18 protein-coding genes and 1 pseudogene are annotated in these 24,026 nt (G+C 60.6%); 3 read left to right on the top strand and 16 right to left on the bottom strand.

Features of this window, described 5'->3' with window-relative positions:
• Nucleotides 1-8 precede the first annotated feature (8 nt).
• The 10 genes from hutI to hutC all read right to left on the bottom strand — a co-directional run bounded on the left by hutI (nt 9) and on the right by hutC (nt 12,258).
• On the bottom strand, nt 9-1,214 hold the full coding sequence (hutI, locus tag ACYZUD_RS21975; protein WP_462020122.1) for an imidazolonepropionase: 1,206 nt from the start codon (nt 1,212-1,214) through the stop codon (nt 9-11).
• A gap of 101 nt (nt 1,215-1,315) precedes the next feature.
• Entirely contained in the window at nt 1,316-2,848 is a 1,533-nt protein-coding gene (gene hutH / locus ACYZUD_RS21980; protein ID WP_462020123.1) for a histidine ammonia-lyase, read from the bottom strand.
• Nucleotides 2,849-2,973: 125 nt separating this feature from the next.
• Nucleotides 2,974-4,497: a histidine ammonia-lyase gene (gene hutH, locus ACYZUD_RS21985; protein ID WP_462020124.1), complete on the bottom strand. Its 1,524-nt coding sequence runs from the start codon at nt 4,495-4,497 to the stop codon at nt 2,974-2,976.
• A gap of 140 nt (nt 4,498-4,637) precedes the next feature.
• The gene (locus ACYZUD_RS21990) at nt 4,638-5,468 is read right to left on the bottom strand and encodes a quaternary amine ABC transporter ATP-binding protein (protein WP_462020125.1); all 831 of its coding nucleotides are present in this window, start codon (nt 5,466-5,468) and stop codon (nt 4,638-4,640) included.
• Entirely contained in the window at nt 5,465-6,316 is an 852-nt protein-coding gene (locus ACYZUD_RS21995) for an ABC transporter permease (protein WP_438658885.1), read from the bottom strand. Before ACYZUD_RS21995 ends, ACYZUD_RS21990 begins: the two co-directional genes overlap by 4 nt.
• Before the next feature lie 70 nt (nt 6,317-6,386).
• Entirely contained in the window at nt 6,387-7,355 is a 969-nt protein-coding gene (locus ACYZUD_RS22000) for an ABC transporter substrate-binding protein (protein ID WP_462020126.1), read from the bottom strand.
• A gap of 228 nt (nt 7,356-7,583) precedes the next feature.
• Nucleotides 7,584-9,272 carry a urocanate hydratase gene (hutU, locus tag ACYZUD_RS22005; protein WP_462020127.1) on the bottom strand — a complete coding sequence of 563 codons (1,689 nt, stop codon included), beginning with the start codon at nt 9,270-9,272 and terminating at the stop codon, nt 7,584-7,586.
• 448 nt (nt 9,273-9,720) lie between these two features.
• Nucleotides 9,721-10,692 (bottom strand): IS110 family RNA-guided transposase, encoded by a 972-nt coding sequence (locus ACYZUD_RS22010; RefSeq protein WP_462019512.1) that lies wholly within the window; start codon nt 10,690-10,692, stop codon nt 9,721-9,723.
• Nucleotides 10,693-10,967: 275 nt separating this feature from the next.
• On the bottom strand, nt 10,968-11,537 hold the full coding sequence (locus ACYZUD_RS22015) for a HutD/Ves family protein (protein ID WP_462020128.1): 570 nt from the start codon (nt 11,535-11,537) through the stop codon (nt 10,968-10,970).
• A 10-nt stretch (nt 11,538-11,547) separates the two neighbouring features.
• Entirely contained in the window at nt 11,548-12,258 is a 711-nt protein-coding gene (hutC, locus tag ACYZUD_RS22020) for a histidine utilization repressor (RefSeq protein ID WP_462025090.1), read from the bottom strand.
• A gap of 146 nt (nt 12,259-12,404) precedes the next feature.
• Here hutC and ACYZUD_RS22025 point away from each other — a divergent pair, with 146 nt between their 5' ends.
• Nucleotides 12,405-13,769, top strand: a complete 1,365-nt coding sequence (locus tag ACYZUD_RS22025) for a formimidoylglutamate deiminase (protein WP_462020129.1) — start codon at nt 12,405-12,407, stop codon at nt 13,767-13,769.
• Between the two features lie 130 nt (nt 13,770-13,899).
• On the opposite strand, the gene ACYZUD_RS22030 is transcribed toward ACYZUD_RS22025, so the two are convergent.
• Together ACYZUD_RS22030 and ACYZUD_RS22035 are read right to left on the bottom strand one after the other, a co-directional pair.
• Nucleotides 13,900-14,469 carry a lipocalin family protein gene (locus ACYZUD_RS22030; protein WP_462020130.1) on the bottom strand — a complete coding sequence of 190 codons (570 nt, stop codon included), beginning with the start codon at nt 14,467-14,469 and terminating at the stop codon, nt 13,900-13,902.
• Between the two features lie 31 nt (nt 14,470-14,500).
• Entirely contained in the window at nt 14,501-14,755 is a 255-nt protein-coding gene (locus tag ACYZUD_RS22035; RefSeq protein ID WP_462020131.1) for a hypothetical protein, read from the bottom strand.
• Between the two features lie 418 nt (nt 14,756-15,173).
• On the opposite strand from ACYZUD_RS22035, the pseudogene ACYZUD_RS22040 reads away from it, so the two are divergent.
• Together ACYZUD_RS22040 and ACYZUD_RS22045 are read left to right on the top strand one after the other, a co-directional pair.
• Nucleotides 15,174-16,025: pseudogene (locus ACYZUD_RS22040) on the top strand (cache domain-containing protein); the annotation flags it as partial.
• A 141-nt stretch (nt 16,026-16,166) separates the two neighbouring features.
• Nucleotides 16,167-16,931, top strand: coding sequence for a methyl-accepting chemotaxis protein (locus ACYZUD_RS22045; RefSeq protein ID WP_462025091.1), 765 nt, complete (start codon nt 16,167-16,169; stop codon nt 16,929-16,931).
• Nucleotides 16,932-17,048: 117 nt separating this feature from the next.
• Here ACYZUD_RS22045 and ACYZUD_RS22050 read toward each other — a convergent pair whose 3' ends face one another.
• The 4 genes from ACYZUD_RS22050 to ACYZUD_RS22065 all read right to left on the bottom strand — a co-directional run bounded on the left by ACYZUD_RS22050 (nt 17,049) and on the right by ACYZUD_RS22065 (nt 23,871).
• Nucleotides 17,049-17,651: a DUF924 family protein gene (locus tag ACYZUD_RS22050; protein ID WP_462020132.1), complete on the bottom strand. Its 603-nt coding sequence runs from the start codon at nt 17,649-17,651 to the stop codon at nt 17,049-17,051.
• A 3-nt stretch (nt 17,652-17,654) separates the two neighbouring features.
• Nucleotides 17,655-18,665, bottom strand: coding sequence for a class 1 fructose-bisphosphatase (locus tag ACYZUD_RS22055; protein WP_462020133.1), 1,011 nt, complete (start codon nt 18,663-18,665; stop codon nt 17,655-17,657).
• Nucleotides 18,666-18,937: 272 nt separating this feature from the next.
• Nucleotides 18,938-20,302, bottom strand: a complete 1,365-nt coding sequence (locus ACYZUD_RS22060) for a DUF3999 domain-containing protein (protein WP_462020134.1) — start codon at nt 20,300-20,302, stop codon at nt 18,938-18,940.
• Entirely contained in the window at nt 20,299-23,871 is a 3,573-nt protein-coding gene (locus tag ACYZUD_RS22065; protein WP_462020135.1) for a DUF2339 domain-containing protein, read from the bottom strand. Before ACYZUD_RS22065 ends, ACYZUD_RS22060 begins: the two co-directional genes overlap by 4 nt.
• Nucleotides 23,872-24,026: the final 155 nt, after the last annotated feature.

The following is a 24,026-nucleotide window of genomic DNA, read 5'->3' on the forward strand; positions in this document are numbered from 1 at the left end:
CTGCTCTCCTAAACGCTCGTTTCGACGCCGTGACGCACGACGCGTTTTTCCAGATCACCGCCCAGCCAGTACGACAGGTCGGCCGGGCGATCGATTTGCCAGACGACAAAATCCGCGACCTTGCCGGCTTCCAGCGAACCGTGAGTCTCGGCCATGCCCAATGCGGTGGCGGCATGAATCGTCGCGCCCGCCAGGGCTTCTTCCGGGGTCATGCGGAAACAGGAGCAGGCCATGTTCAACATCAGGCGCAGCGACAGCGCCGGTGAGGTACCAGGGTTGAGGTCGCTGGCGATGGCAATTTTCACGCCGTGTTTGCGCAGGGCATCCATCGGTGGCAATTGGGTTTCCCGCAGGAAGTAGAAAGCGCCGGGCAATAACACCGCGACGGTGCCGGACTTGGCCATGGCCATGGCGTCGTCTTCGGTCATGAATTCCAGGTGATCGGCCGACAGTGCGTGGTAACGCGCCGCCAGACTCGAACCGTGCAGGGACGACAACTGCTCGGCGTGCAGCTTCACCGGCAAGCCCAGTTCCTGTGCGGTGATGAACACCCGCTCGACCTGCGCCGGCGAAAACGCCAGGTATTCGCAGAACGCATCCACCGCATCCACCAGCCCTTCAGCGGCCAGGGCCGGGAGCATGTCGGCGCAGATGTGGTCGATGTAGTCGTCGGCACGGTCGGCGTATTCCGGGGGCAACGCGTGAGCAGCCAGGCAGGTGCTGCGCACACTGACCGGCAATTCGGCGCCGAGGCGGCGGATGACCCGCAGGATCTTGCGTTCGCTGGCCAGGTCGAGTCCGTAGCCAGATTTCATTTCGACAGTGGTCACGCCGTCGCGCATCAGGCTTGTCAGACGCTTGGCGGCGCTGGCGAACAGCTCATCTTCAGTCGCCGCACGGGTGGCGCGCACGGTGCTGGCGATGCCGCCACCGGCTGCTGCGATTTCCGCGTAGCTCACACCCTGCAAACGCTGTTCGAATTCACCGCTGCGATTACCGCCGAACACCGTGTGGGTGTGGCAGTCGATCAGGCCCGGGGTAACCCAGGCCCCTTTCAAATCATTGACGGCCGGGTACTCGCCCGCCGGCAGTTCAGCGCGTGGGCCGATCCACTCAATGTGCGCACCGGACGTCACGATGGCCGCATCCTCGATGATCGAGTAGACGCCTTGCGCCATGGTTGCGACGTGGCAGTGTTGCCAGAGAGTTTTCATCCCGAATTCCTCGTCTTGTTCAATATCGATTCGCGAGCAGGTTCGCTCCCGCAGAGGTTACGCAATCCAATGTGGGAGCGAGCCTGCTCGCGAAGGGGCCATTACAGGCTAGGCAGCAACTTCGTCGACACCAGTTCATTCAGGCAACGCGTGGCCAACAGCTCAGTCGCCGCATTGATGTCCGGTGCAAAGAAGCGGTCCTTCTCATAGAACGGCACTTCGGCACGCAGGATCGCGCGAGCCTTCTCCAGTTTCGGCGAGGTCTTGAGACCGTCGCGCAGGTCCAGCCCCTGAACTGCCGCCAACCACTCAACGGCCAGAACACCACGAGTGTTTTCGGCCATTTCCCACAGACGCTTGCCAGCCGCCGGCGCCATGGACACGTGGTCTTCCTGGTTGGCCGAAGTCGGCAGGCTGTCCACCGAATGAGGGTGGGACAGCGCCTTGTTTTCACTGGCCAGTGCCGCCGCCGTCACCTGGGCGATCATGAAGCCGGAGTTCACGCCGCCATTGGCCACCAGGAACGGCGGCAGTTGCGACATGTGCTTGTCCATCATCAGCGAGATACGGCGCTCGCTCAGGGAGCCGATTTCGGCGATGGCCAGGGCCATGTTGTCAGCCGCCATGGCCACCGGTTCGGCGTGGAAGTTACCGCCGGAGATCACATCGCCTTCAGCGGCGAAGACCAGCGGATTGTCGGAAACGGCGTTAGCTTCAACGGCTAGCACTTCGGCGGCCTGACGGAACTGGGTCAGGCAGGCGCCCATGACTTGCGGCTGGCAGCGCAGGGAGTAGGGGTCCTGGACCTTTTCGCAGTTCTCGTGCGAGTCGGACACCTCACTGCGTTCGCCCAGCAGATCGCGGTAAGCGGCAGCGGCGTCGATCTGGCCTTTCTGGCCACGAGCGGCGTGAATCCGTGCATCGAACGGCGAGCGCGAGCCCAGCACGGCTTCGACCGTCAGGGCACCCAGCGCCACGGCACCGGCGAACAGATCTTCGCCTTCGAACAGACCACGCAACGCATAAGCGGTGGAAACCTGAGTACCGTTGAGCAGCGCCAGACCTTCTTTCGCGGCCAGCGTCAGCGGTGTCAGACCGGCGACTTTCAGCGCTTCGGTCGCTTCCATCCATTCGCCTTTATAGCGAGCCTTGCCTTCGCCCAGCAGCACCAGCGACATATGGGCCAATGGCGCCAAATCACCGGAGGCACCGACCGAACCTTTCAATGGAATGTGCGGGTAAACCTCAGCGTTGATCAGGGCGATCAGCGCGTCGATGACCACGCGACGAATGCCGGAGAAACCACGGCTCAGGCTGTTGACCTTGAGCACCATGACCAGTCGAACCAGCGCATCGCTGATCGGCTCGCCGACACCGGCGGCGTGGGACAGCACCAACGAGCGCTGCAGGTTTTCCAGGTCTTCGCTGGCGATGCGGGTCGAGGCCAGCAGGCCGAAACCGGTGTTGATGCCGTACGCGGTGCGGTTCTCGGCGAGGATCTGTTCCACGCAGGCGACACTGGCTTCGATCTGCTTTGATGCACTGTTGTCGAGGGTGATTTTGACCGGCTGCTGATAGATATCACGCAGTTGGGCAAGGCTCAGTTGGCCGGGAATCAGGTTTAGCGCAGTCATTTTGTGCTCCTTTTGAGAGTTTTCTTCTTAAATGAAGAGTACTCACCAGACGCTCCGGAGATGTCCGTTGTCCGTCGCGTCTCACTTTTGGGGAGCCGCGCCTTGGCACGCTGGTGTTGTGGAAATCAGTTCAGGTTCGGTAAAGCCGTGTGCAGCAAATTCGAATCTTTCAAAACCCCGGCAGCCGCAGCGATATCCGGTGCCAGCCAGCGGTCCTGATCGTAGGCAGGGACACGCTCGCGCAGCAGACGCCACGCGGTATCGGTGCCCGCGCCGAAGCGTTGCTCTTTGAGGAATTCAAACGCCTGAGCCGCCAGCAGGTACTCGATGGCGAGGATTTGCGTGCAGTTTTCCAGCGCGCGATGCAGCTTCAGCGCGGCGTTGGTGCCCATGCTCAGGTGGTCTTCCTGCAGGCCCGACGTGACGTAGTTGTCGAGCACTGCCGGTTGCGCCAACTGACGGTTTTCCGCACACAGCGAAGCGGCGACGTACTGGACGATCATCATCCCGGAATTCACCCCCGGATTGGCCACCAGAAACGCCGGCAGAGCACTGACGTGCGGGTTGATCAGACGGTCGAGGCGACGCTCGGCGATGGAGCCGATTTCGGCCATGGCGATGGCCAGCAAGTCAGCGGCCAGCGCGACCGATTGGCCGTGCGGGTTGGCCTGGGACATCACGCGATAGTTGTCCGGCGTGCCCAGCAGCAACGGGTTATCGGTGCAGCCATTGAGCTCGGTTTCGATCTGTTGAATCGCGTGCGCCAGCTGATCCCGTGCAGCGCCATGGACTTGCGGGATCGAACGAATGCTCAGCGCATCTTGCGTGCGGATGCCTTTGCTCGAAGCGATCACTTCACTGCCATCGAGCAACGCCCGCAGGTTGATACCCACCTGCTGCATGCCAGGATGCGGCTTGAGCGCGATGATCTCGGCATCGAACGCCGCGATCTGGCCGCGCTGGGCTTCGAAGCTCATGGCGCCGATCACGTCGGCCCATTGCACCAGACGCGTCGCATCGGCAATCGCCAGGCAGCTGAGGCCGCTCATGCATGGTGTGCCATTGACCAGGCACAAACCGTCTTTGGCACCAAGTTGAACCGGTTGCAAACCTTCTTCGGCCAAGGCCTGTTGCGCAGAAACGATCTGCCCGCGGTAGCTGACATTGCCGACACCCAGCAGCGCGATGCCGATGTGCGCCATGTGGGTCAGGTAACCGACCGAACCCTGGGACGGCACCTGCGGGGTGATACCGCAATTGAGCAGCGCCAGCAGGGCTTCGACCACCCGACGGTGAATGCCGGATTTGCCTTGGCTGTAGTTGCGGATCGCTGCGCACATGATCGCGCGGGTCTGCTCGTCGGCCAGTGGCGCGCCAACGCCACAGGCGTGACTGAGCAAGGTGTTGCGCGACAATTGGCTGAGTTGTTCGTCCTTGAGCGAGACGTTGCACAACGCACCCAGGCCGGTATTGACGCCATAGGCGCGTTCGCCGCTGACGACAATGCGCTGGACGATCGCCTGTGCATTCTCGATACGCGCCCAGGTCTGAGGCGACAGCTCAAGTTGCGCGCCATGACGGGCTACCGCGACCACATCCTGCCAACGCAAAGGGGCGTCGGCGATTACGATTTTTTCAGCCTGGGACATCTTTGACCTCGTGCGTACCACTTGAATATTGATGCAGCATCAGCAGCGCTATCGCGAGCCGGCTCGCTCCCACAGGGGTACGCATTCCAATGTGGGAGCGAGCCGGCTCGCGATGAGGCCAGCACAATCACCGCAAACCTTTAAACCACCGCCGCCCGCCGCTGTACGAACCGATCGACATACTCATCTGCCGGCGAATGCAGAATCTCTCGCGGCGTACCCACCTGAATCAGGCGGCCATCCTTGAGGATCGCAATGCGATTGCCAATGCGCACAGCCTCGTCGAGGTCGTGGGTGATGAAAACGATGGTCTTGTGCAGGGTCTTTTGCAGCTCCAGCAACTGGTCCTGCATTTCGGCGCGGATCAACGGGTCGAGCGCGCTGAAGGCTTCGTCCATCAAGATGATGTCAGTGTCCGCCGCCAATGCGCGAGCCAGGCCCACACGCTGGCGCATGCCGCCGGAAAGCTGATGCGGGTACTTGTTTTCGTAACCCTTGAGGCCCACGGTGTTGATCCAGTGCAGCGCACGTTCGGCGCACATTTGCTTGGTCTCGCCGCGCACCTTCAGGCCGTAGGCGACGTTATCCACCACGGTTTTGTGCGGCAGCAGGCCGAAGCTCTGAAACACCATGCTGATCTTGTGCCGGCGAAATTCGCGCAGGGCTTCCATGTCGTATTGCAGGATGTCCACGCCGTCCACCAGGATCGCGCCGCTGGTCGGGTCGATCAGGCGATTGAAGTGGCGCACCAACGTGGATTTGCCGGAACCGGACAGGCCCATGATCACGAAGATCTCGCCGGTGCCGATGCTCAGGGACAAATCGTTCACGCCGACCACGCAGCCGGTTTCGGCCAGCACCTGGTCCTTGGTTTTGCCCTGGCCAATCATGCCCAGCGCGTCCTTGGAACGGTTGCCGAAAATCTTGAAGACGTTTTTGACTTCGATCTTGCTGATGGCTTCGTTGCTCATTTGCTCACCTCATGCCGTGGCCGACCATACGCCTGAGTAATGCGGTCGATGACCACTGCCAGAATCACGATCGCCAGACCCGCCTCAAGACCGCGTCCAACGTTGAGGGTCTGAATCCCCACCAACACGTCTTCACCCAGGCCACGTGCACCGATCATCGAGGCAATCACTACCATCGACAGGGCCATCATGGTGGTCTGGTTGATCCCGGCCATGATGCTCGGCAGGGCCAGCGGCAGTTGCACGCCGAACAGTTGCTGCCAGCGGTTGGCACCGAAAGCGTTGATCGCTTCCATCACTTCACCGTCGACCTGGCGAATGCCCAGATCGGTCAAGCGGATCAGCGGCGGCGCGGCGTAGATCACGGTGGCGAAAATCGCCGGGACCTTGCCCAGGCCGAACAACATCAGCACCGGGATCAGGTATACGAAACTCGGCATGGTCTGCATGATGTCCAGCAACGGCATCAGCACCGAACGCAGACGATTGCTGCGCGCCGAGAGAATGCCCAGCGGAATGCCGATCAGCACCGAAATGACCGTCGCTACCATCATCAGCGCCAGGGTCTGCATCAGCTTGTCCCAGAGGCCGACTGCGCCCACCAGGAACAGCAGGCCGACGATCACCGAAGTGGTCACGATTTTACGGGTCGCGTGCCAGGCCACGCCCGCCACGATCGCCAGCATCAGCCACCAGGGCGCCGCACGCAGCAACCCTTCAAGATTGACGATGGCCCACAACAGGGTGTCGGAGATATGCCGGAACACGTCGCCGTAGTTGGTGACCAGCGAATCGACCCAACTGTTGACCCAGTCGGCGATGGAAAAGGTAAAGCTTTCGGGAAACATAAGAGACTCTCAATCAAGGGGTTGCGATCAAGCATCCGACTGCCGCGGAGGGCAGTCGGAGAGGCTTGACCTACAAGGCCGCGTCGATCTTTTTGGCTGCGTCTTCGCTCACCCATGCGTGCCAGACTTCAGGATGTTCCTTGAGGAAGATTTTCGCCAGTTTTGGCGACTCGATCCGCTCTTTGGCCATGCGCCCGAGGTTCTGGTTCAGCAGGTCGATTGGCAGGTTGACCTTTTCCAGCACGGCCACCAGTTCCGGGGCTTGCTCGTGGAAGGTCTTGGACAGGCCGACCTTGATGGTCACGCGCTTGTCCACGCCTGGTTTTTCTTCGAGTTTGACCAGGTCAACCTGGCCCATCAGCGGGGTTGGCGACCAGTAGTAGAACAGGATCGGCTCGCCACGCTTGTAGCTCGACAGTACAGCCGCATCCAGCGCCGGGCCGGTGCCTGGGCGGAAGTTGGTGTAGCTGCTTTCCAGGCCGTAGCTTTTCAGCATTTCGCTGTTGTCGAGCTCACAGGTCCAACCGGCCGGGCAGTTGTAGAAACGGCCCTTGGATGGCTCTTCCGCGTCCTTGAATACAGCCGAATATTTGGCCAGGTCAGCAATGTTTTTCAGGTCCGGCGCCTTGGCTTCCAGCTTGCGCTTGGCGTCGCCTTCGATCACGTAGCGCGGCACGTACCAGCCTTCGACAGCACCCACGACAGGCGCGCCGACACCGACGACCTTGCCGGCCTTCTCGGCCTTGTTCCAGACTTCGCTGCGGCCGACCCACTCTTCGGCAAACACTTGGATGTCATTGCTGCTCAGGGCGTTTTCCATGGTGATGGAATTGCCCGGCAGGCTGTCGGTCTTGCAATCGTAGCCTTTCTCCAACACGACTTGCAGCACGTCGGTCAGCAGCATGGCGCTTTCCCAGTTCAGCCCGGCGAATTTCACCGGTTTGCCCGACTCGCACCAACCGGCGGCCTGAGTGGCACCGGCACTGGCCAGCAGGCCCATGGAAAGCAATGTGGTCAGCAGGGTCTTGTTCGATTTCATTGTGTGACGCTCCTAATCATGAATTGGCTTACGGCAGTCAAGAGGCATCCAGCCCTGTCCACGTCCAATCAGGCCTGCGCAACCGCGCGACCAGCCCCGCTTGTTGTTAGGTCTGCAACATCGTGACCTCTGTAGGAGCTGCCGCAGGCTGCGATCTTTTGATCTTCGGTGCCGGTGATGGCGCCAAAAGATCGCAGCCTGCGGCAGCTCCTACAGCGGCCTTTTCTCCTATTTGCCGGTAATCATCGGCAGGTTCAGCCCTTGCTCTTTGGCGCAGTCGATTGCGATCTGGTAACCGGCATCGGCGTGACGCATGACACCGGTCGCCGGGTCGTTGTGCAGGACGCGAGCGATACGCTCGGCTGCTTCGTCAGTGCCGTCGCAGACAATCACCATGCCCGAATGCTGGGAGAAGCCCATGCCGACGCCGCCGCCGTGGTGCAGGGAAACCCAGGTCGCGCCGCTCGCGGTGTTCAGCAGAGCGTTGAGCAGTGGCCAGTCGGACACCGCATCGGAACCGTCCTGCATCGATTCGGTTTCGCGGTTCGGGCTGGCTACCGAGCCGGAGTCCAGGTGGTCGCGACCGATCACGATTGGCGCGGACAACTCACCGCTGCGCACCATTTCGTTGAACGCCAGACCGAGTTTGGCGCGCAGGCCCAGGCCAACCCAGCAGATACGGGCCGGCAGACCCTGGAAGCTGATGCGCTCGCGCGCCATGTCCAGCCAGTTGTGCAGGTGAGCGTCGTCCGGGATCAGCTCTTTGACTTTGGCGTCGGTCTTGTAGATGTCTTGCGGATCGCCCGACAGTGCAGCCCAACGGAACGGACCGATGCCGCGGCAGAACAGCGGACGGATGTAAGCCGGTACGAAGCCTGGGAAGTCGAACGCGTTTTCCACGCCTTCTTCTTGCGCCATCTGACGGATGTTGTTGCCGTAGTCGAAGGTCGGAATGCCCATTTTCTGGAAGGCGAGCATGGCTTTAACGTGTACGGCCATGGATTGCTTGGCGGCCTTGACCACGGCAGCAGGCTCGGTCTTGGCGCGAGCGCGGTATTCGTCCCAGGTCCAGCCGGCTGGCAGGTAGCCATTGAGCGGGTCGTGGGCGCTGGTCTGGTCGGTGACCATGTCCGGGCGCACGCCGCGCTTGACCAGTTCTGGCAGGATTTCAGCCGCGTTGCCCAGCAAGGCGATGGAAATCGCTTTGCCTTCCTTGGTGTATTTGGCGATGCGGGCCAGCGCGTCGTCGAGGTCGGTCGCTTGCTCGTCGACATAGCGGCTGTTCAGGCGGAAATCGATGCTGACCTGCTGGCATTCGATGTTCAGCGAGCAAGCACCGGCCAGGGTGGCGGCCAGAGGCTGGGCGCCGCCCATGCCGCCGAGACCTGCGGTCAGGACCCAACGACCTTTCAGGTCATCGTTGTAGTGCTGGCGGCCGGCTTCGACGAAGGTTTCGTAGGTGCCTTGAACGATGCCTTGGCTGCCGATGTAGATCCAGCTGCCGGCGGTCATCTGGCCGTACATGGCCAGGCCTTTGGCGTCGAGTTCGTTGAAGTGCTCCCAGCTCGCCCAGTGTGGCACCAGGTTGGAGTTGGCGATCAGTACGCGCGGGGCGTTGCTGTGGGTCTTGAACACGCCGACCGGCTTGCCGGATTGCACCAGCAGGGTCTCGTCGTCGTTCAGGTTGGTCAGGCTTTCGACGATCTTGTCGTAGCATTCCCAATTACGCGCCGCACGCCCGATACCACCGTAAACCACCAGTTCTTTAGGGTTCTCGGCGACTTCCGGGTCGAGGTTGTTCATCAACATGCGCAGCGGCGCTTCAGTCAGCCAGCTCTTGGCGGTCAGCTTGTTACCGCGGGCAGCGCGGATTTCGACGTTACGGTACTTAGTAGGTTTCTGGGTATTGTCAGTCACGAAAAAGACTCCTCAGCGATCAATCCAAACCAACCCTGGCGGTGGGCAAGCCAGCCTGTGCGCGTCAAAGCGCCACAAGCGAATCAGTGGACGCTGCGGAGAGTCTCGGTCGACTCATACGCATACGTCTTTACTTGTACATACAAGCATATGCAATCAAGCGGCCAACTTGTTGGATAGGCGTTCAAGAAAAGTTTTTGAAGGGCTGGAGGGTGCCTGGATCAAGGGTTTCGGCGCAGATGAATTTTTTCAGGAGGATTTTGCGAGGGCGTGACGGCTGTTACTTGAGCGTGGTTTTGCGCCACGCTGGGGCGTTCGGTAACAAGTTGGTGCGCGATGGGGAACGTCGGAAAGCAAAAAGATCGCAGCCTTCGGCAGCTCCTACAGGTTCAGTGTCCATCCGCGATATATGCGGTGAACACGATCAATGTAGATACCGTCTTGACTCTCACCGAGCAAGCGCAAGTTTCGGGTCGAAGGGTTGACCCGACTTGAGCACGCCATAGACGAAGTGCAGCAGCTTGCGCATCGCGGCACAGATGATTTGCTTGGGAGCCTTGCCGTTGGCCTTCAGGCGGTCTTTGAGGGCGATGATTGCTTCGTTGTGTTTCAGCGCCACGATTCCTGGCATGTAGAGGCTGGCGCGCAGTCGTACCGAGCCGATTTTCGAGATCGGGGTGCGGCCCTTGAGCATGCCCGAGTCATGCAGCTTCGGGTTGAGTCCCGCAGCAGCCACCAGTTTGCGCGGATCGTCGTATTTGCGCAGGTCGCCCAGTTCGGCCAGTAGTCTCTCAAGTGTTTTTTCGCCGATGCCATCGATGGTCACGATCAAGTCGCGCATCTGACGCATGTCGGGGTCGTCATCGATGTGTTGCTTGATTACCTTGTGCGTCTCAGCGATCTCTTTTTCGACGTGGCGCAGTACCGACTGGATCGAGTCTTTGACGCTTTCGTCGGACACGTCCAGACGATTACGCTCCATTTGCTGCATTTCCTGAAGATCATCGAGGCGGCGAACCATCGCCTTCAGTTGGCGAAACTTCAGCGGTTCCGGGGCCCAGAGCGACAGTTTTTCATGTTTTTCTCTGGCGAAGTCAGCGATCAGCTTGGCGTCGCTTTTATCGGTTTTGACTCGACGCAGTTCGCTGTTGGCATAGGCATGGGTCGTAGCCGGGTTGACCACACAGACCCGATAACCCTTGTTGTAAACAAACTCGGCGAGCGCCAGGTGGTAGACGCTGGTGGCTTCCATCACGATCAGGGCCGAAGGCTCGGCCTGCTTGTGCAACCAAGCCTCAAGTTCCTTGAAGCCCTTGGCATCGTTAGCGAGTTTGGCCTTGGTTTTGTGTTTGCCATTAGGCAGATGAGTGGCGATATCAAAAGTATTTTTTGCGACATCGACGCCAACGAAACTGGACATGAATACCTCCAATCAGATCAATTGCGATCATCACTGCACTCTGTCCAACCTTGCAAATGCGGGCTCTCGCCGAAGACGGGCCCAAGATACCGTTCGAACTATACGAGTGAGTGTGGAGGGTTGGAGCACCATCTACATTGCAGGCATAACGCCTAAGGAGCTGCGCGTCTTCCAGATCCCTCCCTCGATGATCAGTCGAGAACTATCGCTCCTGACGGAGCGATAGTCGAGATACAAGGAGCTGCCGAAGGCTGCGATCTTTTAGGGATTTTGAATCAGCGTGCGATCAGCTCGATCACACAGCACGGCCCGTTACTGGAGACTTCCAGCAGACCGGTATTACCGTCCAGTTGCAGGCAATCATGACGCCCGAGTTGTGAAGCGCTGTTACCTACCGTCACTTCAAGTGCTTCGCTGATGCTGAACACCAGCACGGTACCCGCCGAGCTGAAGAACCGTTGCCCGCCCGCCAGCCACTGCAACCGCGCGCTATAACGCTGCGGCGCATAAATCAGGTTGAAGTCGCGAATCGGCCCACCGAGCAAGGTGCAGGCGACCTGGCTCTCGCCGCTGAAGGTAAACGGGTCCAGCGGTAACAACCGCCGGGTGTCCTGGCCGTCGACGCGCAAGGTCATGCCGTCGCCTTGCAGCACGGTGATCACCCGCTCGTAACCGACGAAAGTGGAAAACCCGCCCGACTCGCCAATATCGGCAATCGACAGGCGCCAGCCGAAACCATCAAGGCCGGCACCACCATCACGCGTGATTTCTTCAGTGCTGCCGCCGCCGTTTTTCCACGGCATGCGCGGGTAATCGACCGCGCGTAAAACCTTCAACTGACTCATTGCTGTCTCTTTATTTGTGGAATCGTCCTTCCAGACGATGACGGGAACCAGGGTGGATCAAACGGGCGGCGGTCACCGGCTGACGGCCGGACCAGGTACGGCGGCGAATCAGCAGGCACGGCTCGCCTTTTTCAATCTGCAGCAATTTGCATTCGGACGGCTCGGCCAGAATCGCCTCAACCACGTGCTCGCCTTCGGTCAGCGGTGCGACCTGGTTCAGATAGGCGTAGGGCGTTTGCAGGGTAAAGTCCTGCTTGAGGTAGTCCGGGGCGACGAGCGCGTTGACGAAGCGGTCTTCGATTTGCACCGGAATATCGTTTTCGAAATGCACGATCAGCGAGTGGAACACCTTCTGGCCTTCGCGCATGTCCAGGGCCAGGGCGCGCTCGGAACCGGCGGCCTCTTCTTCGAGGGTGATCACCTTGCACGTGTGGCGATGGCCACGGGAGGCGATTTCGTCGGCGATGTTGTGCACTTCAAACAGTGCGGACTGGCTTTTCGGCTCGGCGACGAACGTGCCGACGCCTTGCATGCGCACCAACAGTCCGTCGGTGGTCATTTCGCGCAACGCGCGGTTGATGGTCATGCGGCTGAAACCCAGTTGGCTGACCAGCTCGCTTTCCGACGGAACGCGGTAGTGCGGCGGCCAGTTTCCACTGTCGATTTGCTGGGTGATCATCTGTTTGACGCGGGCGTACAAGGGCGCCGGACTGTCGCCCATGTTCGCGGCCAACGGTGACACTGCAGGCGGAGTCGGCACGGTTAATCCTTGTTCATTTGGTAGAGGTTGCTAGCTTGCCGGAGTTTACCGAGCAGGCAAACGTCTGTATATGTATATACAAATAACACACGATGGGGTGCTGAACCATGTCCGCCTTCTTTGCCGAACGCGCGCTGCTGCCTAGTGGATGGGCCAACAATGTACGTCTTGAGGTCAGCGCCGACGGCGTTTTGACCCATATCCAGGCCGATTCCCACGCAGATGGCGCCGAATGGCTGAGCGGTCCGCTGCTGCCGGGCATGCCCAATTTGCACTCCCACGCGTTCCAGCGGGCGATGGCAGGATTGGCAGAAGTGGCCGGTAACCCGAACGACAGTTTCTGGACCTGGCGCGATTTGATGTATCGCCTCGTCGGAAAAATCAGCCCGGACCAGCTCGGGGTCATCGCCCGTCAGCTGTACATCGAAATGCTCAAGACCGGTTACACCTCGGTGGCGGAATTCCATTACGTACACCACGACACGAGCGGCCAGCCCTACGCAGATCCGGCCGAACTGGCGCTGCGCATCAGTCAGGCCGCCAGTTCCGCTGGTATTGGTTTGACCCTGCTGCCGGTGCTTTACAGCCATTCCGGTTTCGGCGGCCAGGCCCCGAACGACGGTCAGCGCCGTTTTATCAACAGCACCGAGAACTACCTCAAGCTTCAGTCGCGCTTGCAGCCGATCCTGGCGCAGCAACCGGCGCAGTCGCTGGGTTTGTGTTTCCACTCGTTGCGTGCGGTAACACCGCAGCAAATCAGCGAAGTGCTCGCGGCCAGCGACAAGCATTGCCCGGTGCACATTCACATCGCCGAACAGCAGAAAGAAGTCGATGACTGCCTGAGCTGGAGCGGTCGCCGCCCGCTGCAATGGCTGTACGAAAACACCGAAGTCGACCAGCGCTGGTGCCTGGTCCACGCGACCCACGCCAACCCGGAAGAGGTCACACTGATGGCCAAGAGTCGCGCCATCGCCGGATTATGCCTGACCACCGAAGCCAACCTCGGCGACGGGATTTTCCCGGCGGCGGACTTCCTCGCTCAGGGCGGGCGCATGGGTATTGGTTCCGACAGCCATGTGTCACTGAGCGTGGTGGAAGAATTGCGTTGGCTTGAATATGGCCAGCGGTTGCGGGATCAACGACGTAATCGGTTGTATGGCGCGGATCAGCCAATGGTTGGCCGCACGCTATACGACGCAGCGCTGGATGGCGGGGCTCAGGCGCTGGGTCAGCCGATCGGTGCGCTGGAAGTCGGCAAGCGTGCGGATTGGCTGGTGCTGGACGGCAGCGATCCTTACCTGGCAACGGCCAGTGGCGACGGGATTTTGAATCGTTGGCTGTTTGCCGGCGATGATCGCCAGGTGCGGGATGTGCTGGTTAATGGCCAGTGGGTCGTGCGGGACGGGCGTCATGCCGGGGAGGAGGAAAGCAACCGCGCCTTCACCCAGGTCCTGCGCGATCTCCTGGGCTGACACAAAAAAATGTGGGAGCGAGACCGGCTTGCCGGCGATAGGGTCGTCAAATTCAACAGAAGTGTTGACTGACGTTCCGCTATCGCCGGCAAGCCGGTCTCGCTCCCACAGTTTTGATCTTTAGCGGCCGTTAGTTCGAGGTCTTGGCCATCTGCGTATCCGTCGCACGCCAGATCAACCGCGTGGTGTCGTAGCCCTGCTGACGTGCTTTACTCAGCAATTCTTCACGCACTACACCATTGACCGTCGGGGTCCGTGACAGCAGCCAGAGGTAACGGCGGCTCGGGTCGCCGACGATGGCGGTCTTGTAGTCTTCGCTGACGAACAACACCCAGTATTCGCCCTTCGCCACGCCCGGCAACAATCGCGAGAACCAGGTATCGAACTCGACCCACAATTTGTCGGTCTTGCCCGGCACCTGTGGGTAAGCCGTGCCCCTGGCCTCTTCCCATTGCCAGTCCGCCGTCAGGCAGCGGTTCAGCACCAGCACGTTGCCGTCAGGCTTGAGGGTGTAACGGGCTTCGGATTGCGCGCAGTTGCGCTGGAAATACATCGGCAGGCGAGCCAACTCGTACCAGGTACCCTGATACTTCTTGAGATTGACGCTGTTGACGGTTTTCGGCGCCAACGGATCTTCGCCAGAAGTGGCGCAGCCGGCCAATACCAGGCCGGCAAAAAGTAGAATCAATAACTGCTTCATTGTTTTTCTCCCGTGGGCGCGTAGCCCCGGATCACTTCAGGCCTTGGCCGGAAAACATCAGCACTTTGTCACCGGCGTATTGCACGCTGATAAAGCTGTTCTTGTCACCCCAGGTGCAACTGGACATGCCGAGCGCGCCCGAACAGTCGGTGGGTTTGCCCAGTAAGGTTTCAACCTCGGCCTTGGGCATGCCTGTCGACAGCTTCGAGTAGTTTTCTTGATTGATCTTGCCGCATGCGACCAACAACACGCAGAACGAGAGCAAGGCGATAGATCGCAGCGACATTGTGTAGCTCCTGGGGCGAAGGGGAATGGCATGGCTGCCAAGCAGAAGCTTAGAAGAGAAAACCCCTGTCTGGTTCCCTGAGCGCCCGGCTATTTATCAGGCCGCTCGTCTGCCTTTTTACGAAAAATCAGCCACTTTCTTTTGCTATTGAGTATTTCGTCGGTTTTCGCAAAAACCGCCTAATCTTTGGCGCTGGCCAGTCGACATAAAAGCAGCATAAAACCCACGACTGTGGCAAATTGACGCCCCTTTGTAGACCAGCCCCTCCGCGGTAGCTCATTTAATGACCAGAAACATGAAGTTCAGCCACAAGATCTTGTTGGCTGCTGCCCTTGTGGTGGCCGTTGCATTCGCCTGTTTCATCCTGTTCAACGACTACCGCCAGCGCCAGACCCTGCGCAGCAGTACTGAATCTTCGATGCAGGAACTCGGCAGCCTGACTACCAGCAACATCCAGACCTGGCTGGAAAGTCGCATCCAGTTGTTGCAATCGCTGTCCCAGCAGATCGCCGTGGACGGCAGCGCCCAGCCCAGCCTCAAGCGCGCCATCGACCTGCCGGCCTACACCAGCAATTTCCAGCTGAGCTACTTCGGTGGCACTGACGGCGTGATGTTCTCGGTTCCGGCCGGCAATCGCGCCGCAGACTACGACCCCCGGGCCCGTGGTTGGTACAAGGCTGCCAACGGCGCGCAACAGACCATCGTGACCGAACCTTACATCGCCGTCTCATCCGGCAAGCTGGTGATCACCGTTGCCACCCCGGTGAAGCATCAGAACCAGATGATCGGCGTTGCCGGCGCAGACATTGATCTTTCAAGTGTCAGCGCGATCATCAACTCGCTGAACTTCGGCGGACACGGCCACGCGTTTATCGTCAGCGCCGACGGCAAGATCCTGATCCACCCGGACAGCAAACTGGTGCTCAAGAGCCTGACCGACGCCTACCCCAACGGTGCGCCGAAAGTCAGCCCGGGCATGAAAGAAGTCGAGATCGACGGCAAACGCCAGTTCATCTCCTTCACCCACGTCAACGGCGTGCCGTCGGCGGACTGGTATGTCGCGCTCGTGCTCGACCAGGACACCGCCTTCTCGATGCTCAGCGAATTCCGCACTTCGGCGATCATCGCCATGGTGATTGCGGTGGTGATCATCATCGCGCTGCTGGGCATGCTGATCAGCTTCCTGATGCAGCCGCTGCTGACCATGGGCCGCGCCATGCATGACATCGCCGAAGGCGAAGGCGACCTGACCAAACGCCTGACCATTCATGGTCACGACGAATTCGGCGCGCTGGGCACCTCGTTCAACCGCTTCGTGGAACGTATTCATACGTCGATCCGGGAAGTAGCCTCGGCCACCGGCCAGGTCAACGAAGTCGCCTTGCGTGTGGTTGCCGCGTCGAACTCGTCGATGTTCAACTCCGACCAGCAAGCCTCACGCACCAGCAGCGTGGCTGCGGCGATCAACGAACTGGGCGCCGCCGCCCAGGAAATCGCCCAGAACGCTGCCCTCGCCTCCCAGCATTCGAGCGATGCCCGCAGCCTGGCCGAAGACGGCCAACAGGTGGTGGATAAAACCATCGCAGCGATGCAGCAGCTCTCGGCGAAGATCAGCGATTCGTGCGGCAACATCGAAACGCTCAACAGCAACACGGTCAACATCGGGCAGATTCTGGAAGTGATCACCAGCATCTCGCAGCAGACCAACCTGTTGGCCCTCAACGCGGCCATCGAAGCGGCCCGTGCCGGCGAAGCCGGTCGTGGTTTCGCGGTGGTTGCCGATGAAGTGCGCAACCTGGCCCACCGCACTCAGGATTCGGCGCAGCAAGTGCAGAAGATGATCGAGGAACTGCAAGTCGGCGCCCGGGAAGCGGTCAGCACCATGACCGACAGCCAGCGTCAGAGCGAAAGCAGTGTCGGCATCGCCAACCAGGCCGGCGAGCGCCTGGGCAGCGTGACTCAGCGGATCGGCGAGATCGACGGGATGAACCAATCCGTGGCGACGGCGACGGAAGAGCAGACGGCTGTGGTGGAGTCGATCAATGTCGACATCACCGAGATCAACACGCTGAACCACGAAGGGGTGGAGAACTTGCAGGCGACCTTGCGTGCGTGTGCCGACCTTGAACAGCAGGCGGCGCGGTTGAAGCATCTGGTGGGTAGTTTCCGGATCTAACGCGCTTTTAAAGGCCTCATCGCGAGCAGGCTCGCTCCCACAGTGGATCTGTGTCGTTCACAAATCCCATGTGGGAGCGAGCCTGCTCGCGATGGCGGCATCAGCCATGACTAAAATCTAAAACCGTGACCCAGGCCCCGAAAGAAACGCCAATTCCTCAGCCGTTGACGCCCTTCCCAACACCGCATTCCTGTGCGGAAACCGTCCAAACCGCGCAATCACCTGCTGATGCTTCTCGGCATAGTTCAGATAATCGGTAAACAGCGTCCGATCGGCCTCCGGTTGTTGTGCAACCAGATCGATGTATCTCGAGACAGCTTCATTCTGCACCGCCAGATTCTCGCAATGCTCAAACACCAGGTAGATGAACACCCGCTGGATGGACCGTAACTGCCGGTCGAAATCCGCAGCAATGCCTTGAGCCACCAGCGCCTGAGCCCTGAGATCGCCTGCAAAGGATTTGGGAGTGTCGCGAAAGATCATTCGCGGGAGTTGATCAAGCAACAGCACCAGGGCCAGCCAACCTTCGGGGCGTTGCGCCCATTCGGTCAATCCGCCGGCCAGTGCCTGCTCGACCCAGTCCCCGAAACGCTCGAACGCTTCGAGGTCCTGGCTGTCGCGCTTGCCGAACCATAACTTGCCCCTCTCAGCCGCTACTTCGTTGGGTGCTTCGGCTGAACCGAACCACCATTCGAGCAACGGCTGCCAGGGCGCGGTCATGGTTTATTCCTTGTGGTAACCCGTGACGCGTTCGACTTCTTCTTTCGAACCGAGGAACACCGCGACACGCTGGTGCAAACCGTCAGGCTTGATGTCGAGGATGCGCTGATGGCCGTCGGTGGACACGCCGCCCGCCTGCTCAACCAGGAACGACATCGGGTTGGCTTCGTACATCAAGCGCAGTTTGCCTGGCTTCGATGGCTCGCGGCTGTCGCGTGGGTACATGAACAGACCGCCACGGGTCAGGATGCGGTGTACATCGGCGACCATCGCGGCGACCCAGCGCATGTTGTAGTTCTTTTTCAGCGGACCTTCATCGCCCGCCAGCAATTCGCCGACGTAGCGTTGTACCGGCGCTTCCCAGTGACGCTGGTTGGATGCGTTGATCGCGAACTCCTGAGTGGACTCCGGGATCTTGATGTCTTCGTGAGTCAGCACAAAGCTGCCCATTTCACGGTCCAGGGTAAAGCCTTTCACGCCATCGCCCAAGGTCAGCACCAGCATGGTCTGCGGGCCGTAGATGGCATAACCGGCAGCGACCTGCTCGGTGCCTGGCTGCAGGAAGGCCTTTTCGTTCAAGGCTTCGTTCTGGCTCAGGTATTCGCTCGGGCAACGCAGCACCGAGAAGATAGTACCGACCGGTGCGTTGATATCGATGTTCGACGAGCCGTCCAGCGGGTCAAAAACCAGCAGGTACGCGCCTTTCGGGTATTTGCCCGGGATCTGGTAGGCATTGTCCATTTCTTCGGACGCCATGCCGGCCAGGTGACCGCCCCATTCGTTGGCTTCGAGCAGGATCTCGTTGGAGATCACGTCGAGTTTCTTCTGCACTTCGCCTTGGACGTTTTCGGTGCCCATGCTGCCCAGAACACCACCGAGGGCGCCCTTGGACACCGCGTGGCTGATCTCTTTGCAAGCACGCGCCACCACTTCGATCAGGAAACGCAGATCGGCAGGAGTGTTGTTGCTACGGGTCTGCTCAATCAAATAGCGACTCAGGGTAACGCGGGACATGGAAGGCTCCGGTGGAATGGGGGGCTAAAAACCCGCGCAGTTTAACGCGAGTCGGGGCGCATTTCCTCCTATCAGACGTGTTACACCCGATAGAGTTCATGTGCCGGGTTGAGCGTAGTTCGAAACGGACGGGATGTGGTCCGGGGAATAGCCGCTATTTCAGCATTTTTGTTGACTGATCGACCGCTATCGCGAGCCGGCTCGCTCCCACAGATGTGCGCATTCCAATGTGGGAGCGAGCCTGCTCGCGATCGGGTGCGCAGCACCCGTTTTCAGGTATTGGCAGGTGGCTTGCGCAACAAGCTGAACGCCATCGCTGCCAGGAACACAACACTCAACAGCAACACCGCCCACAACCCGAACTTCTTCCAGTTCGTGTCCGTCGCCGCCGTTGTCACGGTCGACGCCGGTGTCGCCACCGCCCCGCCATCCACCGTAGCCTTGCCCAACGCCGCCAACTTCGCCGCGCTGTAATCCGGAATCAACGTCGCCAACGGCAGGTTCGCCGCCTTCACCGTCGCACTCCCCAGCGCCAGTGTATAAGGCCCGGCCCCGCGCGCCAGAAACACCAATTGCGTCGAACGCACGGCAAACCGCACCGTCGGCGCTTCGGCTCCCAGACCGCCGCCACGCTCGTCCACCGTCAGCTTCAACTGCTGCACGGTTTGCCCTGGCAGCTGCAATTCGTTCTGCACCACGTCCTGGCCATTCTGGGTCAGTCGATACAGCAAACCGGTGCTCAGCGTCTGCCACGGCAAGCTGCTTTCTCGACGGCCGGACAAGGTCACGGGCGCCAGACTGTTGGGCTGGCTCAACTCGACCTGCACGCGCTCGACGTTCAGTCCCATCGGCAATTGCCAGGTGTATTCACCGCCCTTCGCGCTGCTACCGGCCAACGGTTGCGACCAGACCAACGGCAGCGGCAGGCTTCGAGTGCTTTCCAGTTGTGCCGACGTCAGCACGGGTGCCGATTGCGGCGTGTTCCACAGCAAGCGCAGATAGCGTGCCGATTGCCCCGGCAGGCCGATTTCATGCTGTTCGACCCGTTCGTCGGCAAACGTCAACCGCGCCACCTGCCCATCACCCCACGACTGCCAATGCTGCAAGTCGTCACTGGCTTCAATGCTGAAGCGCTGGAAGCCATCGCGCTCGCTGGTCCAGTCGAGAATCAATTGCTGCAACGGCGCCTTGATGCCGCTGGCGTCGAGCAACCAGCCGCGCAGCACTTCTTCGCCAGCTTCCAGCTGACTGGACGGCTGCACTTCGACCAGCGTGCCGTTGGCGCTCGATTGCACCCGCACGCTCGGCGCGCGCTCGGTGGCGTCCGCCGAGTTGTACAGCGGGAACCACTTCACATCGGTCAGGGTACGGTTTTCGCGGGTCTGCGCGGGTTCCCGAGCCAGAGCGTAGGCCTGAGCCTCACCCGCAGCATTGAACACACGCACATCACTCAGATCGGTTTGCCGCGCGTTCAATTGCACAGCCAAGGGCAATTCGAGGCGATACCACGGGCCCTCACCGCTCACGGACAACGGCACTTGCGTGGCGAAGTCCGCCGGTTTTTCCTGGGCGCCGGCCGACAACGTCATACCCAGCGCAACAGCGCCCAACCAGCCCAGGTTCAGCTTCTGACTCAAGACGACACTCCTTCGGTTTCCGGGGCCGGTTTTTCAGCATCCGGCACAGCCTCAAAGCGCTTGGGCGGCAACGGGGCGAAATAGCCCACCACCAACAGCAACACGCCAACGCCGATAAACGACACGATCCGGGCGAGTCCGCCGCGGTTACTCAATTCGACAAAGAACAGTTTGGCCACGACCACGCCAATCAGCACCGCGCCGATCAGCCAGACTTCACGGCGATGACGAAGATGGCCGCCGATCATCAGACTCAGTGCCATCAAGGTCCAGACGATGGACAGACCGGCCTGCACCCGCATGGATTCGAGCAACGCATCCAGCTCGAATGGCACGCCGCCCCAATGATGAGCCGTGCGCATCACCAACGCGGTGAAGAAGGCGAACAGTGAGACGCCAGCGATCAGTTGCGTAGCGTGATCAAAATAATCCTTGCGGATCGCCAGTTGCATCACGGCGCTGCGCGACCACACGTAAACGCCGAACAATGCAAACAGCAGGCCCAACTCCAACGGATTGATCAGCGGCACGTAGGGCAGCGGTTCGGCGGTGCCGTCGCTGACGACGTTCGCCAACCAGAACCAGCCGAGCATCAACAACGCCAGAGGCGCCGCGGCATAGAGCCGGTACTCGCGGGAATACGCCGACACCGGCCAAGGCCAGGCGCGTGGCGCAGCCATCAGCACCAGATACAGGCTCGGCAGAATCGCCCAACCCAACCAGCGCCAGGCATTGTACTGCTCGGACAACAGCAACAGGCCGTAACGCAACTCCAGGGCCAGCACGCCGATCAACAGCCAGCAGCCGAGCACATGGGCGGTGCTCAAGGCACGCGCCGGCAGTATCGGCGCCAGACGTTGCAGTGAGATGAAATGCACGACGAACACAGCCGTCCACGCTAACCAACCGAAATGGGCCGCCGGGTGATAACGCGAATGCCAAGCGGCAAGCAACACGACGCCGGTAGCGGGGATCAGCAACGTACAAAGTAATCCCAGCGACGGCCATTTCAGGCGCAGCGCCAACACCATCCACAGCGCAACGCTCACCGCCGCGACGACCAGCAACAAGGTTGCCTGCAGGCTCAACGGTGCAAAACGCAGCACTTCACTGACCCACGCCAGCGCCCACCACCCCGCGCCCCACACCAGCAAGACTTCGGACAAGCGCTGCAAGCTCAACGCATCAAACGCCGAAGCATGGTTGCCAAGCTGCAAGCGCCAGGCCCCGACCATCGCGGCCAGGCCCAACACCCACGGCGTCCAGAAACCGCTGTGAGCCAGTGGTTTCAGACCGTCGCTGGTCAGCGGCCCGAGCCAATCAGGCCCGGCCAACAGGAACGCCGCGCCACCGATCAGTTGCAACAACAGACCGAAGACAAAACTCACGCGCTGCTTCAAGTACAGGCTGAGCCAAATGATGAACAGCCCGCTGGCCGCCCACACCGCGCTCGCGGTTTGCCACGGCAGCACGAACAGCACAGCGAGATTGATCAGCACCAGACCGGCCAGCAACACCACCGACAAGCCGCGTATTAACCGAACGTCGCTGCGCACCATCTCATCGCGAGCGGCCAGGAGCATGCCGGCAATCAACGCCAACCCGATCAGGGAGACGCTCAGCAAACCGCTCCAACCGGCGCTGAACACCGCCGCGGACTCACTGCTGGAACCTTGCAACCGCAGCAGAAACAACGCGCCGCCCAGCAACTGCACGGCAAATGCCGTGAACAGGAAGGTGCGCGATTGCAGACGCAGGCCGACAAACAAGGTTGCCAGCCCGGCCAACGCCCAACTGATCGCGGTACCGTGAGTGAAGAAGAACAGTGGCGCCAGCAGATAAAGGAAGGTCAGGCCCAGGCAGGCCAACACCGGCAAGCCTTTGCGCTCCCACTCCGATGCCTGCTCGGGCAAGGCGTTGCGCAACTGGTAGAAGCTGAACAGCAGCGCCACACCGAGCATCAACGCACCGAGCGGTGCGCCTTCGAGCAGACTGCTCTCGCCAAACCGCAGCTCACCCAGAAACGCCAGCGCCGAGCCCAGTTGCAGCAGCAACGCGAAGGCTCGGGCCAATGGGCGTTGCTGACGCAAACCGAGCCAAAAGATACCGGCACCTTCAACGGCCCAGGCGGCCGCCGTCCAACGAGCGTCGAGCCCCAGCGGAATGGCCAGACTGGCGAAGATCACCCCCAGTGCCAGGCACGTTTCCGCCAGCAGCAGCGCTCGACCACCCATCAGCAGGCGCGCCAGGCCCATGTAGATCATGCCCAGCGCCAATGCACTGAACGCCGCGGCGAACTCCAAATGCTGGACCAACGCGAACTGCAACCCGAAGCCCACCAGCGGCGGCCCGAACAGCATCGTGCCGTCGACATAGTCACCCTTGCGCGCCGACCAACGCAGCAGCGCTTCGCGGCTGTCGTCTTCGGGTGCGTCGCTCATTTCCAGCAACTTGCGCCGGGCGAACAACAAGCCGATGGCCAGGTACATCAGGAAGAACAGGATCAGGAACGGCTCGGTGCTCCACAACAGTTCCGGGGTATAGGAGCGCAGGCCCCAGGCGAAACCGATGCCGAAGGTGCCGACAAAACCGATCAGATTGAGCAACCGCCAGGCCTTGAACCACGCGATGGCGAGAATGCCGGCGTTGAGCAAGGCGAAGTAGCTGAACAGCGCGACATGGTTACCGGCGCCGGTGGAGGTCAGGATCGGCGCGGCAAACCCGCCGAGTGCAGCAGCAGCGGCCAGGCCCAACGCGTCCTGAGTGATGGCGAGAATCGCCGAGAACACCGTCACCGCCACCAGCAACCCTAACGCCGCCGTGGGATCGAGCAGCGGATGCAGACGCATCGCGGCAAACACCGTCAGGTACAGCACGGCGATCCCGGTGCCTTGCAGCATCAATGCGTAATTAGCGTTGCGTGTTCTGAGCCACCAACCCAGACCCAGCAGGCCCAATGCTGCCGCCGCAACACCGGCGTAACGCAATTCGATCGGCACCACCATGCCTTCGGTGGCGTAACGCAGCAGGAACGCCAGGCCGAGGAACAACAGCACCACGCCGACCCGCAGCACGGTGTTGCCGCCAAACAGCCAGTTGCGCGCAGCGCTGATGGCCCGCTCGATAAAATTGGGGCCGCGAGGGATCGCGGGTTGTTGCGGTTCGCGGGTAACCGGTTCGGGTTTCCAGGCATCCGCAGGCGGCGCACGACCGGTTTCGGCGGCAGCCACCGGAATCGGTTCGACTTCGGGGGGGAGTTCCCAGATCAGTTCCGGGGTCTCGGCAGGGATTTCGTCGAGCGTGAACTCAGGGGATGGCACGAGTTCATGGGTTTCCGACGTTGTAACGCCTGACACTTCCAGCAATGACAGCCGTTGCTGTACCGCATTCAGCGCGACTTGAGCCTGACCAAGTAACTGACGTTGCTCGGCAACCTGTGAACCCAAGCGGCCAATGCGAATGGCCTGGCCAATACCCAACCCGAGCAGCGCGCCCAACAGCGCATCGCTGAACGACTCGTCGAGTATCCAGCCCAGCACCAGCCCAATCAGCATGAACATCCATTGCATGGTCGATATCCCTAAGCGGCCCCGCTGCGGGGCGAATCCGGGCAAAGCAGCATTTGGCTGAGTCTAGTGTGAAACCACACAAACCTGTGGGAGCGAGCCTGCTCGCGATGGGGCCATTTACATTCAGCAGTAATGTTGAATGTAAGTCCGCTATC

This window comes from Pseudomonas sp. XS1P51, assembly GCF_054897845.1.

Coding starts and splice junctions, on each gene's coding strand:
- ACYZUD_RS22055 (WP_462020133.1), bottom strand. CDS start 18,665: ATGTCCCGCGTTACCCTGAGTCGCTATTTGATTGAGCAGACCCGTAGC.
- hutI (WP_462020122.1), bottom strand. CDS start 1,214: ATGAAAACTCTCTGGCAACACTGCCACGTCGCAACCATGGCGCAAGGC.
- ACYZUD_RS22010 (WP_462019512.1), bottom strand. CDS start 10,692: ATGTCCAGTTTCGTTGGCGTCGATGTCGCAAAAAATACTTTTGATATC.
- ACYZUD_RS22035 (WP_462020131.1), bottom strand. CDS start 14,755: ATGTCGCTGCGATCTATCGCCTTGCTCTCGTTCTGCGTGTTGTTGGTC.
- ACYZUD_RS21990 (WP_462020125.1), bottom strand. CDS start 5,468: ATGAGCAACGAAGCCATCAGCAAGATCGAAGTCAAAAACGTCTTCAAG.
- ACYZUD_RS22065 (WP_462020135.1), bottom strand. CDS start 23,871: ATGCAATGGATGTTCATGCTGATTGGGCTGGTGCTGGGCTGGATACTC.
- ACYZUD_RS22025 (WP_462020129.1), top strand. CDS start 12,405: ATGTCCGCCTTCTTTGCCGAACGCGCGCTGCTGCCTAGTGGATGGGCC.
- ACYZUD_RS22015 (WP_462020128.1), bottom strand. CDS start 11,537: ATGAGTCAGTTGAAGGTTTTACGCGCGGTCGATTACCCGCGCATGCCG.
- ACYZUD_RS22000 (WP_462020126.1), bottom strand. CDS start 7,355: ATGAAATCGAACAAGACCCTGCTGACCACATTGCTTTCCATGGGCCTG.
- ACYZUD_RS21995 (WP_438658885.1), bottom strand. CDS start 6,316: ATGTTTCCCGAAAGCTTTACCTTTTCCATCGCCGACTGGGTCAACAGT.
- ACYZUD_RS22050 (WP_462020132.1), bottom strand. CDS start 17,651: ATGACCGCGCCCTGGCAGCCGTTGCTCGAATGGTGGTTCGGTTCAGCC.
- ACYZUD_RS22045 (WP_462025091.1), top strand. CDS start 16,167: ATGTTCAACTCCGACCAGCAAGCCTCACGCACCAGCAGCGTGGCTGCG.
- hutH (WP_462020123.1), bottom strand. CDS start 2,848: ATGACTGCGCTAAACCTGATTCCCGGCCAACTGAGCCTTGCCCAACTG.
- hutH (WP_462020124.1), bottom strand. CDS start 4,497: ATGTCCCAGGCTGAAAAAATCGTAATCGCCGACGCCCCTTTGCGTTGG.
- hutC (WP_462025090.1), bottom strand. CDS start 12,258: ATGGGCGACAGTCCGGCGCCCTTGTACGCCCGCGTCAAACAGATGATC.
- ACYZUD_RS22030 (WP_462020130.1), bottom strand. CDS start 14,469: ATGAAGCAGTTATTGATTCTACTTTTTGCCGGCCTGGTATTGGCCGGC.